General features: G+C 40.8%; 12 protein-coding genes. 9 read left to right on the plus strand and 3 right to left on the minus strand.

Features of this window, described 5'->3' with window-relative positions; translation table 11 throughout:
* The first annotated feature begins 66 nt into the window (after positions 1-66).
* The 8 genes from ACFSGI_RS04695 (at position 67) to ACFSGI_RS04730 (ending at position 11,717) form a co-directional block, all read left to right on the plus strand.
* Positions 67-585, plus strand: coding sequence for a GNAT family N-acetyltransferase (locus tag ACFSGI_RS04695; RefSeq protein WP_204823025.1), 519 nt, complete (start codon positions 67-69; stop codon positions 583-585).
* 245 nt (positions 586-830) lie between these two features.
* Complete coding sequence (map, locus tag ACFSGI_RS04700) at positions 831-1,577, plus strand: type I methionyl aminopeptidase (protein ID WP_204823026.1); 747 nt, start codon at positions 831-833, stop codon at positions 1,575-1,577.
* 476 nt (positions 1,578-2,053) lie between these two features.
* Positions 2,054-4,948, plus strand: coding sequence for a type I pullulanase (gene pulA, locus ACFSGI_RS04705; protein WP_204823027.1), 2,895 nt, complete (start codon positions 2,054-2,056; stop codon positions 4,946-4,948).
* 294 nt (positions 4,949-5,242) lie between these two features.
* Complete coding sequence (locus tag ACFSGI_RS04710; RefSeq protein WP_204823028.1) at positions 5,243-6,202, plus strand: Ppx/GppA phosphatase family protein; 960 nt, start codon at positions 5,243-5,245, stop codon at positions 6,200-6,202.
* Between the two features lie 249 nt (positions 6,203-6,451).
* Positions 6,452-7,828 carry a GntP family permease gene (locus ACFSGI_RS04715; RefSeq protein WP_204823029.1) on the plus strand — a complete coding sequence of 459 codons (1,377 nt, stop codon included), beginning with the start codon at positions 6,452-6,454 and terminating at the stop codon, positions 7,826-7,828.
* A 45-nt stretch (positions 7,829-7,873) separates the two neighbouring features.
* Complete coding sequence (gntK, locus tag ACFSGI_RS04720; protein WP_204823030.1) at positions 7,874-9,457, plus strand: gluconokinase; 1,584 nt, start codon at positions 7,874-7,876, stop codon at positions 9,455-9,457.
* A gap of 209 nt (positions 9,458-9,666) precedes the next feature.
* Entirely contained in the window at positions 9,667-11,244 is a 1,578-nt protein-coding gene (locus ACFSGI_RS04725) for a PTS sugar transporter (protein ID WP_204823031.1), read from the plus strand.
* Positions 11,241-11,717 carry a GNAT family N-acetyltransferase gene (locus ACFSGI_RS04730; protein ID WP_204823032.1) on the plus strand — a complete coding sequence of 159 codons (477 nt, stop codon included), beginning with the start codon at positions 11,241-11,243 and terminating at the stop codon, positions 11,715-11,717. The genes ACFSGI_RS04725 and ACFSGI_RS04730 overlap by 4 nt, the downstream gene beginning before the upstream one ends.
* Positions 11,718-11,891: 174 nt before the next feature.
* Here the strand turns inward: ACFSGI_RS04730 and ACFSGI_RS04735 are convergent, their stop codons facing one another.
* Together ACFSGI_RS04735 and ACFSGI_RS04740 are read right to left on the minus strand one after the other, a co-directional pair.
* Positions 11,892-13,616: a glycoside hydrolase family 13 protein gene (locus ACFSGI_RS04735; protein ID WP_204823033.1), complete on the minus strand. Its 1,725-nt coding sequence runs from the start codon at positions 13,614-13,616 to the stop codon at positions 11,892-11,894.
* Positions 13,617-13,721: 105 nt separating this feature from the next.
* Positions 13,722-14,276 (minus strand): GNAT family N-acetyltransferase, encoded by a 555-nt coding sequence (locus tag ACFSGI_RS04740; protein ID WP_204823034.1) that lies wholly within the window; start codon positions 14,274-14,276, stop codon positions 13,722-13,724.
* Positions 14,277-14,520: 244 nt separating this feature from the next.
* Here ACFSGI_RS04740 and ACFSGI_RS04745 point away from each other — a divergent pair, with 244 nt between their 5' ends.
* Complete coding sequence (locus tag ACFSGI_RS04745; protein WP_379283922.1) at positions 14,521-15,669, plus strand: acyltransferase family protein; 1,149 nt, start codon at positions 14,521-14,523, stop codon at positions 15,667-15,669.
* Here the strand turns inward: ACFSGI_RS04745 and ACFSGI_RS04750 are convergent.
* Positions 15,597-16,472 carry a LysR family transcriptional regulator gene (locus ACFSGI_RS04750; protein WP_204823036.1) on the minus strand — a complete coding sequence of 292 codons (876 nt, stop codon included), beginning with the start codon at positions 16,470-16,472 and terminating at the stop codon, positions 15,597-15,599. The two genes, ACFSGI_RS04745 and ACFSGI_RS04750, sit on opposite strands and share 73 nt — an antisense overlap.
* Positions 16,473-16,478 lie beyond the last annotated feature (6 nt).

The raw sequence follows: 16,478 nt of genomic DNA on the forward strand, positions 1-16,478 counted from the left end.
CATCACATAATCTTTCGTCAATTACGCTGATCTTTACATTTGTTTTTATACAAGGAGGCAGATTAAATGAGTGATCAACATTTACCTTACACGATAGAAATAGCTAGACAAGAAGATTTACCTGCTATTGTCGATATTTATAATTCTTCTATTCCTGCAAGGTTGGCTACTGCGGATACAGAACCTGTAACAGTAGAAAGCCGACAAGCATGGTTCGATGAACATGTTCCTGATCGTCGTCCATTGTGGGTGCTGTGGCAAGATGGACAGATTGCAGGTTGGGCAAGTCTACAGACATTTTACGGACGCCCTGCTTATAACGGTACTGTAGAGCTAAGTGTATATGTACACAACGATTATCAAGGCAAAGGTATAGGTAGCAAATTAGTCTCTTATGCGATTGAGCAAGCTCCAACAATGCATATACATACACTGCTTGGTTTTGTATTTGCTCATAATGATCCAAGTCTGAATTTGTTGCGTAAATTTGGATTTGAAGACTGGGGACATTTGCCACGCGTTGCTATTTTGGACGATGTAGAACGTCATCTAGCGATTGTAGGCAAACGGATAGATACCAAGTAAAATGATCTAACACGTTAACTGTATAGATGCAACCTAACACCTGATAATGCGTCTAATCATTATCAGGTGTTTTTGTATTTTTTCGCAAAATGCAACTGACTTTTGGAGATATCTGATAAGCTGGGTAGGTTGCTCAAATATACAGTTGACGTTAATATGAATGAGGAACCATAACAATCATATAGAGATAATACTTATTCGGGCAGATGCCCAAAGGAAATAGCTTGTGGAAAGGAAGCCGATCAATGATCATACTGAAAACGCCTCAAGAAATAGAAGAAATGAAAACAGCTAATCAGATCGTAGCAGATTGTCATCGTGAGATTGCCAAACTGATTCAACCTGGTATTACAACGATGGAAATTAATGAATTTGTCAAAAAGCATATTACCAAATTAGGTGGCAAGCAGTTCACTAATGGATACAATGGTTTTGAATATGAGACGTGTGCATCGGTTAATGATGTTATCGCTCATGGCTTTCCAAATCGTACGCCTTTACAAGAAGGCGATATTGCCAAAATCGATATCGTTGCTGAATATAATGGTTGGCTTGGTGATTCTGCTTGGTGTTATGCAGTAGGTAAAATCTCACCAGAAGCTGAAAAGCTAATGCGTGTTACAAAAGAATGTCTGTATATCGGAATCGAACATGCGATTGTCGGCAATCGTCTCGGCGATGCTATGGCTCCACTACAACATCATGCGGAGAGCAATGGATTCCATGTGGTACGTGATCTATTAGGTCATGGTATCGGTCGTGATCTTCATGAAGAGCCTAACTTTACCCATACCGGTAAACCGGGTAAAGGTACACGTCTAAAAGAAGGTATGGTGTTTACGATCGAACCGATGATCAATGAAAGCACATACCGGATGACGATTGATGCGGATGGCTGGACAGCACGTACAGCAGATGGAGGATGGTCTGCTCAGTATGAGCATACGATAGCGATTACAGCAGATGGGCCGATTATTTTGACAGCTCAATAATAGTTCTGTGTTAGCAACGTTTTTTGGAGATATCTATGCAGTAGCAGTTTTAACCAGTATCATGTTAAGATTGCTACCCGGGTATCATTACACCATTACACGTAACAGATCTATAAGTTAGGCATCATTATCCTTTTTTGTATTCAAAAGCAAGTTATTGAGGTAAATAATAAACACATGATATGCAATACAACCTCCGCTTTTCTAATTATACAATCGCTAATCGGATAAATAATAATAGTCGGTATGATATTCATTAAATATTTGTGCTAACGATTGCACGTTTTGAATATTCCAAAAACCCCCATCACATAGGACTAAAGTTCCATCAAACCTTCAGCAATTCGACAAAATTTCCGATACTATTATTATAAGCATTTGTAAATAAATACTAGACTTGTTAGTAAAGTTTGATGGTATGAAGTGGAGATGAGCACTCATGCTCATAGATAACCTAAAATATGGTGGTGAATATAATGTTAGATAAAATGAATCATTCCTTAATCCGAAACTTAGATGTAGCGGCTGACTACTTTTATGATATAGATGATCTTGGACTGCACTATACGCCTCAGCAAAGTATATTCAAACTTTGGGCACCTGATGCGGTTCAAATGGATCTGATGTTATATACAGATATGGGTGTGTACGACGAGAATGGTCTTGTACACGATCATACAACAGGTGAAGCTCATAAAATGAAAGCAGAAGAAGGCGGCGTATGGCAATGTGTGCAATACGTTGATCTAGCAGGTCAGTATTATATGTACCGGGCTACATTTGCTGACGGTTCTGTACAGTATGCAGTTGATCCTTATGCTCGTGCGGTATCTCCGAATGGACAGCGTACTGCTATTGTCGATCTACAGACAACCAATCCAGAAGGATGGGAACATGATACCAAACCGCGTATGTCCAGTGTTACTGATGCGGTGATCTACGAATTGCATGTACGTGATTTCTCGATAGATGATTCTTCACGTATGAAGCATAAAGGTCAATATCTTGCTTTCACAGAAAAAGGTCTACAAGATGAGCATGGTAATTCCATCGGTATCGATCATCTGAAAGAGCTGGGTGTCACTCATGTTCATTTGTTACCGATTGCTGATTTTCATACAGTAAATGAATTAAAAGTACAAGATCCTCATTCAACGCAGATCAAATACAACTGGGGATATGATCCACAGCATTATAATGTGCCTGAAGGTGCATATGCGACCGATCCAACAGATCCAACATCACGTATTCGTGAATTTAAGCGTCTGATTCAGTCCTTGCATGCTGAAGGTCTGCGTGTAGTCATGGATGTGGTATATAACCATACGTATTCTGTTGATGATGGGCCTTTTGATCGTTTGGTTCCAGGGTACTTTTATCGCACCGATGAAAAAGGTCAATTAACCAATGGTTCTGGTGTTGGTAATGAGATTGCCACAGAGCGTCCGATGGTACGCAAATATATCAAAGACTCACTGCGTTACTGGGCAAATGAATATCATCTGGATGGATTCCGTTTTGACTTGATGGGTCTGATCGATACCGATACCGTCACTCAATTAACACAAGAGCTACGCCGGGATGTAGACCCTTGTATATTGATCTATGGCGAGCCGTGGACAGGTGGCTGGTCACTTCTTCCACAACAGACACTAAAAGGCTCACAGCGGAGTAAAGGATTTGCAGTATTCAATGATAATTTCCGTGAAGCGATCAAAGGCGATAGTGATGGAGATACACAGGGATTTGCTACCGGATCATTTGGCGTAGAAGGCGATGTTGTCAAAGGCATTTATGGCGCTATCGGAGATTTTACAGATCATCCTAGTGAAACAGTTAACTATGTGACTGCCCATGACAATTTGAATTTATGGGATAAGCTCGTACGCACTTATGGACAAGATGAAGCTCTTTCCTTCCTGCATATGGATAATGGTCAATTAGCCGATGGAAGCAGTGTAGAAGAAGCCGTACAAGCGGCAGAGCCTTACAAATATATCGATCCTGAACATGTATTATCCAATGATTGGGTTCGTCGTTCTTTGTTGGCTAATGGCATTGTGTTAACCAGTCAGGGGATTCCATTTATCCATGCTGGTGATGAAATGTTACGTACCAAATTTGGCGATCATAATAGTTATCGCAGTCCTGATGTGATCAATGGATTACGCTGGGAAAATAAACATCGATTCCGTCCAGTATTTGATTATTATCAAGGTCTTATTCAATTGAGGCGTACTCATCCTGCTTTTCGTATGGATCAACGAGAAGATGTAGAAAAACATTTAAAAGTATTGCGTAGTGATAAGCAAGTAGTTGCTTTTCAACTAGGAGAATATGCACATGGTGATAAATGGAACCGGATCGTTGTAATTTATAATGCCAGCACTCATGATCAGACCGTATCTTTGCCAGTATCAGTAAGTCCATGGCAAGTCGTCGTGAATGAGAACCAGGCCGGTATTCATCCATTAGCCAGTGTAGTCGGTCAAGAAGTGATTGTGCCACAACTGTCGATGATGGTGTTGTACGATGAAGAAGATCAATATATTCCGGTCGCAGCTAGCCTAGAATGGGATTATACGCCAAGTATTATGGAACCCGGTGAAAAGTTGCAACTGAAAGTAACTCCACGCGATCAACGAGGACGTATTTTTGAAGCAGAAGCGGTGATGTTCCATTCTTCCAATGAACAAAATATTATCGTGCGTGAAAATGGACAGATTATTGCTTTACACGAAGGAGACAGTACAATCTGTGCTTCGTGTGGCAGTGTGAAAAGTACTCTTTTGCTACATGTAGAGACTTTGGTGCCACATATGATTCATTTACACGGGGAACATCAAGTGTATGGTGGCAAACGTATTCCGTTAAAAGCGGAAGTGTTGGATCAATACAGTCGTCCAATTGCTCGCCCGAAAGTATACTGGGATTCCAGTGACAAACGCATTATTCGTGTCAACAAAGATGGGCTAGTACGCGGGATTCGTCCGGGTACAGCGAAGATTACAGCTTCTTGCGGGAAAGCGACCGCACAGTGGTTAGTGGAAGTGTTGCCTTATATTCCTCGTAGCATTGAAGTAGAGTATGAGCGTCCTAATCAAGACTACAAAGGGTGGAATCTGTGGGTATGGGGACCGATTTTAGGTCACAGACAGGTCGATTTTGAACGGATTGAAGAAGGCAGAGCAGTAGCCAAAATTATTGTTGCTCCTGAAGAAACCAATGTAGGTTTTATTATCCGTCTCAAAGATTGGCAAGCCAAAGATGTCGATACCGATCGTTATATTTTCGTAAATACTAATCAGGATGCGATCAAAGTATTAATTAAAAGCGGCGATCCGCAATTTGAAATAGAGCCTGTTATATAATGACTTCAAATAGCTACTTCTTTTAAAATAAAGAGTGGCTATTTGTTGTTATTTTGGATAATAAATAAGGTTTCTACAGAGTAATTATGGAAATGAGAGACCGTTCCTGATAAAATCATAACCAACTAAACATTTGGCTATCTAAACTTTAGGTCAAATGAACAAGATGGTTGTCAGGTCAAATATGTATATAGAGGTTAAGAATGTGGAATAGCCAGCACCTAAAATAGATAGAAGGAGGAACTCGTTAATGGCGATTAATGGAATAGCGGACGCGTTCATGGCGAATATCCGATGAGCGAAAACCGGAATCGACTCGGAGTCATTGATATTGGTTCAAACTCAATCCGTCTGATCATTTATGAAGCAGGTGCAGATGGAACCTGTCGTATGATACACAAAGCCAAAGAAACAGTTCGACTCGGTGTACGCAGGGATGAGAATGGCAGCATGATTGAGGAAGATATCCGAACGGTTATTCCTATCCTCCAGAAGTTTAAGCATATTTGTGCAACCAATCATACAGGTCAGATTCGTGCTGTAGCGACAGCAGCAGTCCGACAATCAACCAATACCAAAGATATTATTGCATGCTGGGAAAGCAATACAGATATCAAAGTTCAGATATTGTCAGGCGAAGAAGAAGCTTATTTTGGATTTTTGGGTGTAATGCGCTCGATGCCTGCTTATGTCACAGAAGGATTTATTGTGGATATTGGTGGAGGTAGCACAGAAATCTCATATTTCAAAAATAATCAATTAATACAAAGTACATCACTACCTTGTGGTGCAGTCAATATGACGATGCAAAATGGTGGAACAGACCATTGGAGCGAACAATCGACAGAGCAGTTGGAACAGAAAATCAATCAGCAATTAGCAGACTATCCCTGGACAGCGAATCATCCTGATTTGCCTTTAATCGGTCTGGGTGGAGGGATTCGTGCTCTTGCCAGAATGGAGCGCGAACGCAAACGTCAATCCAAACCGGCTAGTGATCCTTATCGCATTGATCCTGATACGATTTTCTTTTATGCCGAAGCGCTGGCAACGCTAAGTCTGGAAGAACGGGTTAATCAATTTGATCTCGGCAAAGATCGTGCAGATATTATTGTAGCAGGTACACTTATTTTGCGTACGCTGTTAAAGCATATGAAATGTTCAGCATTGCTCGCAAGCTGGCGCGGTCTAAGCGATGGTCTTTCGCACCATTTTTTTACAGCAGAATCCGCTTCTTCTCGTCCAACTTCATAAATACCAAAAAGCTGTTAGTGCACATCTAAGGATGAAGTGCTGACAGCTTTTTTTGCGTTGTATACGTGTTATCTGCATATACCTGCTCAGTCTTTCTCTTTTCATTATTCTCAGACAATGTAAACGGTCACAAATGAGCATGAAATAATTAAAATGACATTATCGTTTGAAAAATCTTTAATTTGGGGTAATAATAGAAGGGGTTTATTTGGGAAAAGATGTACATAAGCAGAAAAAGGAGGAAAATGAATGTATTCCATTTTTGGTTTGAGCCATGAAACCACACTATTGGTATGGGCTCTTGTTGCTATTGTTATTTTGATTGTCATGATTGCGAAGTACAAATGGAATCCATTTGTCGTTCTGCTGATGGCATCGTTGTTTCTAGGATTGATTATCGGCATGGAACCACTGGACGTAGTCAAATCGGTACAAAGTGGTCTAGGTGGGACACTGGGTTCGATTGCAATCGTTATTGGTCTGGGTACGATGCTCGGTAAAATGATGGCAGAATCAGGTGGTGCAGAACAGATTGCCACAACGATGGTCAATCGATTCGGGGAGAAAAATATTCCCTGGGCGATGCTGATTGTAGGGATTATTGTAGGGATGCCGGTCTTTTTTGAAGTCGGTATTATTTTGCTGATTCCTATTTTATTTACCGTTATTCGCAAAACGAATATTTCACTGTTGCGTGTAGGGATTCCAATGCTGGCAGGTCTATCGACTGTACATGGACTGTTGCCTCCGCATCCTGCACCAATGATAGCTATCGATGCGTTTGGAGCTAGTATAGGTAAAACGATTATTTACGCGTTGATTGTAGGGATTCCAACAGCGATAGTAGCCGGACCGTTATTCGGTGCTTATATTGGTAAACGAATCGTTGTCCATCCGCCTGAAGGGTTAGCAGAGCAATTTACAACGAATAACAAATTGGATCGTCCAGACAAGCCGTTGCCAGGATTCGGTATTACGATGTTGACGATTTTGATGCCTGTTATTCTAATGTTAGCTGGATCGATTGCTGAAATTGCAGATCCGCAAAGTACTCATGGTATAAGTGTATTTTTGCGTTTTGTTGGTAATGAGATTGTAGCGATGTTTATTGCAACAGTGTTTGCTTTTTTTTCTCTTGGATTCGGACAAGGCTTTACCAAAGAACAAGTATCCAAATTTGCAGGAGATTGTCTTGCACCAACCGCTTCGATTATTTTGATTATCGGTGGTGGTGGAGCATTCAAACAGATATTGATTGATAGTGGTGTCGGTGACGCGATTGCCGCAGTTGCTACATCTGCACATGTGAATGTAATTGTATTTGCGTATCTGGTCGCCGCTTTGATTCGTGTGTCTACAGGATCAGCTACAGTCGCCATGACAACCGCAGCAGGTATTGTTGCGCCTGTACTGGCTTTGACACCGGGAGCGAATATTGAACTGGTTGTACTGGCAACAGGTGCAGGCTCATTGATCCTGTCTCATGTAAATGATGCCGGTTTCTGGATGGTTAAAGAATTCTTTAATATGACAGTTCCACAGACACTGAAGTCTTGGACAGTCATGGAGACTTTATTGTCTCTAGTGGCGTTCGGTTTAATTTTACTATTGAATGTAGTAGTCTAAATAAGAAAAGAAGTTCTGGAAATTAGAGCGAAAGTAGGTTAGATCATGAGCACTGCAAAATATATGATCGGTGTAGACATCGGAACGACCAGTACCAAAGCTGTATTATTTGAAGAAGATGGAAAAATTGTAGCACAAGGCGGAGCAGAATACCCTTTGCACACGCCTGTACCTTCCATTGCGGAACAAGATCCAGATCAATTATTTCGTGCAGTGATTGATTCGGTAAGACAAACGATGGACAAAAGCAGTGTAGCACCGGAAGATATTTTATTTGTATCTTTCAGTTCAGCGATGCACAGTATGTTAGTCGTGGATAAAGAAGGCAAGCCGATTACGCAGTGTATGACATGGGCAGATAATCGTAGTGCAGCGTATTCTCGTCAATTGCAAAAAGAGAAAAAAGGGCACGAAATTTATATGCGTACAGGGACACCGATTCATCCGATGTCTCCATTGACCAAAATTATGTGGATTACACATGATCGCAAAGAGATTGCTAATGCAGCGTACAAATATATTTCGATTAAAGAATACATTTTCCTCAAATTATTCGGGGAGTATGTGGCAGACCATTCGATGGCTTCTGCTACAGGGTTGATGAACTTAAAAGAATTAGATTGGGATCAAGAAGCGCTAGAAACCGCAGGGATTACGCGTGATCACCTTTCTACATTAGTACCTACAACACATGTGATGCATGGCTTACATGCGACGTATGCGACTGAAATGGGTCTAATCGAAAGCACTCCATTTGTACTCGGAGCAAGTGATGGAGTACTTTCGAATCTAGGTGTAAATGCGATTGAACCTGGTGTTGTAGCAGTTACGATCGGAACCAGTGGAGCGATTCGTACAGTAACCGATAAGCCTGTAACCGATCCAAAAGGACGCTTTTTCTGCTATGCTCTTACTGAAGATAAATGGGTAGTCGGTGGGCCGGTTAACAACGGTGGTATTATTTTCCGCTGGATTCGTGATGAATTTGCCGCTTCTGAAGTAGAAACAGCGAAGCGTCTTGGACTAAGCGCTTATGATGTATTGACTCGTATTGCTGAAAAAGTACATCCTGGCGCAGATGGACTATTATTCCATCCCTATCTATCCGGTGAACGTGCTCCATTATGGAACCCAGATGCAAGAGGTTCATTCTTCGGACTGGCATTGCATCATAAAAAAGAACATATGATTCGCGCGGCACTGGAAGGTGTTTTGTTCAATTTGTATACGGTGATGTTAGCAGTCGAAGAGCAAATCGGTGTGCCGAAAAAAATCCATGCGACAGGCGGATTTGCACGTTCTGAATTGTGGCGTCAGATGATGGCAGATATTTTCGATCAGACTGTAGTGGTTCCTGAAAGTATCGAAAGTTCTTGTCTGGGTGCGGCAGTGCTTGGATTGTATGCTCTTAAACGGATAGATTCCTTAGATGAAGTGTCTAAAATGATCGGTACAACTTACGAACACAAACCGTACAAAGAACATGTAGCGATCTACCGCGAGTTATTACCTATTTATATTCGTATATCTCGTAAATTTGAAGAAGATTATGAAGATATCGCTGATTTCCAGCAAAAAATGTTGGATAAATACACACCTATCGAGAAAAAAGATAGCGATGATCTGTAATCGTTTATAACACTAGAAACAATCGATACACCAATAGCATAGATATTTACTCTCAAAAGATTACTGTGTATATTAGCAGTAATCTTTTTTTCGTTTACAATAGGTTACTTCCGGTTAAGTATATCGGGTTAATGTGTTATTGCTTTACCACGAAAGAGCTAACAAGGTATAGTGAATAGAATCGACTATAATAGTCAGGGGAGGATCGTATGAAAAATATTATTATATTAGGCAGTAGCGGAGGCAATTTATATAGTCTGGGTGGCAAAAATCCAGAGGGACTATTACAAGAATTACTGATACAACTCGAAGCAGCAGAGCTTCATTGTGCAGGTATTCAATTTATTGCTGCTCAAACATCTATGGATCATATCAAAGAATCGACCCCTGCTTCTTTATACATATGGAACGAAGAGGAACAGCGTGCAGTGATTAGTGCTGAAGGCACTTTAGAAGAAATCAATCAAGCTGCTGTAGCTGAAGATGAACGATTAGCTACAATGATAGTCAATGGTGAAGTAGATGGTGTTATTTTGATGAGTGCAAGCCCTGATGGGGCAAATCGATTAGCGATTGAAGCAGCAGCAACGGCTCAATTACCAGTCACTGGTACAGGTGGAACATCGATGGCAGCCGCCGCAACTAAAGGACTGAAAGTCATCTCTACTTCCGGTACAACAGGGACAACGAACCGTACGCGCGCCGTTTCTTTCGTTACTTCTTTGAGTAAGTATTGGGGACAATCGTATCGTCCGGTGATCGGTAAAGCAACCAGCGGGCAAGGGGGACAGCAAGGTACAGGATTTTCACGTATCAATATTCGAGGGATTATGCTGGCTTCATTACCGGGCTTTATCGCGATGGCATTGATTCTAGCAGTCAGTCAGATTCCCGGATTGACTGGGCTAAGCAAAGTATTCGATATTATGATTGCGGCATTGCCTGTTATTATTGCAGTGGTTGCCGCTAAGCAAGTGGCTGAATTAGATGAAGTATCAATAGTAGCGGGTATTGTAGCCGGTGTATTATCGGTTAATGGAGGTATTATTGGCGGATTGATCGGCGGAATCGGTGCTGGATTATTAGCCAATTATTTATTTCGTCAATGTGTGGAATGGCGCTTTCCAGCAACAACCGTTAATATAGTAGCAGGTGGAGTATCGGGTCTGGTCGCAGGATTGGTTGTATACTTTTTTATCGCTCCTATTGCTGCTCAAGCCGGTGAAGGTATACGTCAGTTGTTAGAAACACTGGTCGCAGCGAATAGTGCGCTTGCTGGTCTAATTGCTGGATTGTTAATTTGGCCTGCTATTTTGGGTGGAGTCTATCATGCTGCTATTTTACCTATCGTATTGTTAGAAATGGAACGAAGCGGTAACAGCTTTTTGGGTGCTGTAGATATGACAGGCTTAGTGATGGTATCCGCAGGGATTACACTTGCTAATATTATCGCTCCACAAGATAAAGGGGCAGCCGCTGTAGCCGCACCGGGATTTCTGATTAATATTGGATTTGGGACATTTGTGGAAGCCGCTTATCCTTTTATGTTTGCAAGTAAATGGGTATTTGGAGGAGCGATTGTTTCTGCTGGCTTAGGCGGATTATTAGTAGGTGTATTGAATGTACGTGGTATTGCGTATGTTCCTGCATTTGCCGCTCCATTCTCATCGAATCATATCGCAGGGTTTGCGATTGCGATGTTGGGAAGTCTGACCTGTTCATTTGTGATTACGTTGATTATTAATCTTATTTTTAAAAACCGTAAAAAGAAAGAGGCTAGTATATGATTGAATTAGTATTGATGAATCATGAGCAATATGAAGCTTTTCGCGATCAATCTGCTGCGGATTATGCAGCGGAAAAAGTACTGGCAGGCACATGGGATGCTGTTGATGCACAGCGATTAGCTACAGAAAGCTTTGCCAAATATTTGCCACAGGGAAAAGATACACCAGGGGCTTACATTTATAATATTGTTGAGGTAGCGAGTGAACAGATTATCGGATATATCTGGTTACAGATCAGCGATGCTCCAGCAGGCAAGCAAGCCTTTTTATACGATATTTTGATCTATGAACCGTATCAAGGCAAAGGATATGGTCAAGCGACTATGCAAGCACTGGATCAAGCGGCAATGCAAGAAGGAGCCGTCAAAATTGGACTGCATGTATTCGGTCACAATCTCAAAGCATTACATGTGTATGAAAAAGCAGGATACCAGATTACAGATTATCAAATGTCCAAAATGTTAACTCCCTAAAGAAATAGAAAATAAGTAGCACATCCCAAAAAATGATATAAACCCGATACAGAGTACAAGTAAAAAACCTTTTTCAGATCTGCGTTACCATGCAGACGAAAAAGGTTTTTTTGCACATTGGATATGCACATTAGAGATATCGTTTAGATAATAAGTATTTATTCGATTGGTGAATTACATCCGGTAAATCAACACTTCATAAGGACGTAAATATTGCAGATCATCAATATGTTGTTCTTCTTCGGGATGAGGAGGGTGAGCCGTATGAGGATAATTCCCCAGTATTTTCACCATTGATGTTGGAAAAACTCTATACTCCTGTGTCCAATCGATCTCGGCTTCTACATCATCGAAATTGAGTAAGATTAACCAGCGTTGACCTTGCCATTCTCGTATAAAAGCAAACACTTCGGGATGATCTTTTAATAACATTGTAAAAGAACCATGCGACATAATCGGGAACTGCTTGCGCATAGCAATCAAATGTCTATAATACGACAGCACCGAGCCTCTTTGTTCTTCTTGTTCACTCACACTCAAGTGAGTAAGAGTCTTTTTATCTGGAAAAGGAATCCATGGCTTGGTTGAAGCAGATGGGCTAAATCCAAAATTCTCACTATGCGCATCCCAAGGCATAGGTGAACGTGAACCATCACGACTGCGCAGATGAATACCGGATAACACTTCTTGAGGAGACTGCCCGTCTTGTACTGCTTCCTCATAATAATGAATCGTTCCTTGATCCCGGTAATCTTCGATTCGATCGTAGGTTGTATTCGGTAGTCCCAATTCTTCACCTTGATAGACCAGTGGTACACCGGGAATCAGATGGAGAAAGGTCGCTGCTAATTTGGCGGCTGTCATATTATGTTCTTGATGCCCGATCACATCAGGAATCATACGTGGATGATCATGTGTACTGAGGTACACACCATATTCTCCGCGGGCAAACACATGCTCATACCATTTGGATACTGATTCTTTTAACTGCAACACAGACCAATCCGCTGAACCCCAGGGATTATGTGGGTCTTTACCAATACGCATCATATCCATTGCCAGTACCATATTCAATTCTTTCCGTTCAGGTAATGTATATTCCAAAACTTGCTCCATCGTTAATGAAGGAGCTTCACCTATCGTCAAAATATGTGGATAATGGGCAAACGCTTCTCGATGCAATTCTTGTAAAAATTCATGAATGCGCGGGCCATTTTTATACAATTTCTGTCCAATCGGATGCGGATCGTCTTCTGCGGCATCAGGTAGATCAGGATGTTTGGAGATCATATTAATAGCATCCAGACGAAACCCATCGATACCTTTATCTAACCACCAGCGAATCATTTTGTAGACTTCCTGCCGTAATGGTGGATGTTCCCAGTTCAGATCAGGTTGTTTGCGATCAAATAGATGTAGATAATACTCGTCAGTCTGTTCATCATATGTCCATGCTGATTCACTTTGAAAAGAACGCCAGTTGTTGGGTTCTGTACCGTCGCTTTTGGCAGGTCGCCATATATAGTAATCTCGATAAGGATTGTCTTTAGCGCTTTTGGATTGTTGAAACCAGGGATGTTCATCTGAAGTATGATTAATGACCAGATCCATAATTAGCTTCATATCGATATCATGTAACTGATCAAGCAAAGATTCGAATTGTTCCATCGTGCCATACTTCGGATCAATCTGGTAGTAATCTCTGATATCATAGCCGTTATCAATCATCGGCGAATCGTAAATAGGGCCGAGCCAGATGGTATCGATTCCTAGTTGATGAAGATAAGGAATCCGCGAAGCAATTCCATTGAGATCTCCCCAACCATCATTGTTACTATCCATAAAACTAGGTGGATAAATCTGATAGATAACAGATTCTCTAGCTGTTTTGTTTTCCATGATGATCCTCCTATATACATGCTAACCAGACTATTAATTTCAATTATTTAACATAATTAGTCTTTACTACATGGTTAAACATCGGAGTACATGTTCAAACAATAACTACACTGCCTTAATCATTCGATAAAATTCATGTCCATTTACAGTGATCTGACCATCTTCCGTATAGCCTAACCGTTCATATAATTTTCTCGCTTTGGGATTTTCTTGATCAACAATCAACATGACTTTGTGATGACCTAATTGCTGTGCTTGCTGTTCAAAAGCATGGATTAACACTGTTCCAATCCCTTGTCCTTGATAGCTTGAATCGACAGCCAGTGAATCAAGATAATATTCGTCTTCCCGGGCTTCAGGAATAATAGCTGATGGATCTTGTCCACGTTGTCGAACACGTTCAATAAGGGGCGCATCGAGAGAAGCAATCTGACTGCCATGATAAGCAAGAACAAAGCCAATCACTTGATCTTCACGTTCTTCTACAAATATATTTTCATAACTGATTCGATTGCCGGTCTGCTCAAACAATGGACGAAGAGCAAGTAGAGCTTGTTCTTTGTTATTTGTACCTGTAAAAGCATGCGCGATATCGCCAATAGCGGTATACATTAATTCTAAAACAACAGGTGCATCATTAGGTGTAGCAGGTCTGATCATAATATCCTCCTGATTTGAAACATAATTTGTAAGTCTTGTTCTATACCAAATCTGTTATAAGCTGATAACTCGTTCTGTATTATACATAGCCGTATATCTGTTCTACTATTATACATGTAAGGTAATTGAATATGAGATTTCAAGCGCTTGATGATACATATTCATGATAAGGATTTTAGGCAAAAAGAACCGTTAAGCCATGCGCAATCTATCATGGCTGGTCACTGGAGGTGTCATTTTGAGTATGTCATCCACATCTCCTGCTGTACGTGTCAGTGAAGCGACTGAGCCGGAGATCATGAAGACGTTAGCTGTAAGTGCTGTAATGTGGCAATTGATGTTAAATGTGATGCTACTTCATTACCAAAGTACAGCCCAAAAGATAGAAATTGGCATATTATACGATCTGGTTAAATTTTCAGCGCCTATGTTTATTTTTGCAATAGCATTTGATTTGGCGAAGTTAAAAGACACCCATTATTCTCATTATGTATGGCACAAAACGAAAGAGATTATAGGCCCTTATCTTGCCTGGACAGCCGTCTATATGATTGCTTTTAATGTAGGTCATTACTCTACGATCTGGAGTATTGTAAAAGGTGTTTTGCTTGGCGGTGCTGCACCACAGCTCTGGTATACGATTATGATGTTCCAGATTCATTTATTGTTGCCACTGCTCACAGGATTGGTTCTATTTTTACTGAAAAATAAAAAGAATACGATTGGGGTAATAATCATTACCGTCATTATCTATGCTGGATTGATCGCATGGTACTCTATTTATGCATTTCATAATCAAGAACATCCCGCATGGATTCAGTGGGATCGACTACTATTCATGTTTGGCATTTATGCAGTGCTTGGTGTGATTGCGTCTACATACAATCAACAATGGCATGCATGGGTAGAACGTATTCGCTGGTGGGCATTACCTATCGGTGCATTGCTATTTATACTGGTCAATCGTGAATTATTTTCTTTTGGATTAGATACACTCAATCTAGCTGATGCCAGTTATTTGAAATGGTCGATGGTACTATTCAATATTACATTAATCATTATCGTGTATGGATTTACAGTATCGTTAATCAATACCGGTTCCAAATCACTACGTTATTTTAAATTTATCGCTAAATATGCGTTTCGTGCGTATCTTGCCAGTTATTTTGCACTTCAACTGACTGTTCTGTTGATAGGAGATTATTTTAGTGATATTCCTTTAGGGTTGAATCTACTGATGACTTTTGCAATCACAGCTTTTTTCTCGTTTACTATGGTGTATATCGTAGAATGGATATGCAAAAAAATAATGGCTTTGTTTCACAAATCAGAAGTGTTACCAAAAAATTCAATTGTAAACTCACGAAATACCAGTGCAGCGCGAGATAAATAATGATCTCCACGCCATGAAATACCAATCGTACGCTGGCAGATCGGCGAATGGATAGGCACAAGCGAAATATCTGGCCCTGTCGATCCTTCCCAGGATACAGCCGGAATAAAAGCAACACCTTGTCCAGCTCGAATCAATCCGCGTACTGTAGCAGGATCATCACTTTCAAAAATATGCTTGGGTTTGAAGCCAGCCAGATGACAATAATCATCGGTCGTCTCACGCAAGCTATGTCCATGCCGGAGACCGATAAAATGTTCATGAGCGGCTTCAGACAGAGCAATACTAGAACGATCTGCTAGAGCATGACCTTTGGGTACAGCTAGAAATATCTCTTCGGTCACAAGAGGAATACTTTGCATATGTTCATAATTTTGTGGCAATGAAGAGATACAAAGATCAAATTCAGGCTTTACATTTTCTTCATAATGCTGAAGCAATTGAAAATGAATATCAGGATATTTTTCACGAAAAGCTGTGATTAGATTCGGTACGATATGTGAGCCTACAGGAAAAGCGAGCTTAATATAACCTACAGTGCCTGTTGCTAGATCATGTACTTCGCGGGTAGCATCTTCCAGCGATTGCAGTGCTTGTTCAACATGTTTGAGAAATGTTCTTCCGTATTCGTTGAGTGTAATATAACGTCCGGTACGATCAAATAAAGATACACCGAGTTCGGTTTCGAGCATTTTGATCGATTTACTCAGTGCAGGTTGAGCGATATGAAGTTCTTCAGCGGCATGGGTCATATGTTGAAGTCTTGCTACTTTACAAAAATATTTTAAATGAAGTAATTCCATCAGAAC

The sequence above is a fragment of the Paenibacillus nicotianae genome, assembly GCF_042681745.1.
GTDB classification, from domain to species: domain Bacteria; phylum Bacillota; class Bacilli; order Paenibacillales; family Paenibacillaceae; genus Saccharibacillus; species Saccharibacillus nicotianae.

What these genes read in the sequence shown, in the direction of transcription:
- gntK (WP_204823030.1), top strand. Translation starts at nt 7,874, where the DNA reads ATGAGCACTGCAAAATATATGATCGGTGTAGACATCGGAACGACCAGT.
- ACFSGI_RS04740 (WP_204823034.1), bottom strand. Translation starts at nt 14,276, where the DNA reads ATGATCAGACCTGCTACACCTAATGATGCACCTGTTGTTTTAGAATTA.
- ACFSGI_RS04715 (WP_204823029.1), top strand. Translation starts at nt 6,452, where the DNA reads ATGTATTCCATTTTTGGTTTGAGCCATGAAACCACACTATTGGTATGG.
- ACFSGI_RS04735 (WP_204823033.1), bottom strand. Translation starts at nt 13,616, where the DNA reads ATGGAAAACAAAACAGCTAGAGAATCTGTTATCTATCAGATTTATCCA.
- ACFSGI_RS04710 (WP_204823028.1), top strand. Translation starts at nt 5,243, where the DNA reads ATGAGCGAAAACCGGAATCGACTCGGAGTCATTGATATTGGTTCAAAC.
- ACFSGI_RS04745 (WP_379283922.1), top strand. Translation starts at nt 14,521, where the DNA reads ATGTCATCCACATCTCCTGCTGTACGTGTCAGTGAAGCGACTGAGCCG.
- map (WP_204823026.1), top strand. Translation starts at nt 831, where the DNA reads ATGATCATACTGAAAACGCCTCAAGAAATAGAAGAAATGAAAACAGCT.
- pulA (WP_204823027.1), top strand. Translation starts at nt 2,054, where the DNA reads ATGTTAGATAAAATGAATCATTCCTTAATCCGAAACTTAGATGTAGCG.
- ACFSGI_RS04730 (WP_204823032.1), top strand. Translation starts at nt 11,241, where the DNA reads ATGATTGAATTAGTATTGATGAATCATGAGCAATATGAAGCTTTTCGC.
- ACFSGI_RS04695 (WP_204823025.1), top strand. Translation starts at nt 67, where the DNA reads ATGAGTGATCAACATTTACCTTACACGATAGAAATAGCTAGACAAGAA.
- ACFSGI_RS04750 (WP_204823036.1), bottom strand. Translation starts at nt 16,472, where the DNA reads ATGGAATTACTTCATTTAAAATATTTTTGTAAAGTAGCAAGACTTCAA.
- ACFSGI_RS04725 (WP_204823031.1), top strand. Translation starts at nt 9,667, where the DNA reads ATGAAAAATATTATTATATTAGGCAGTAGCGGAGGCAATTTATATAGT.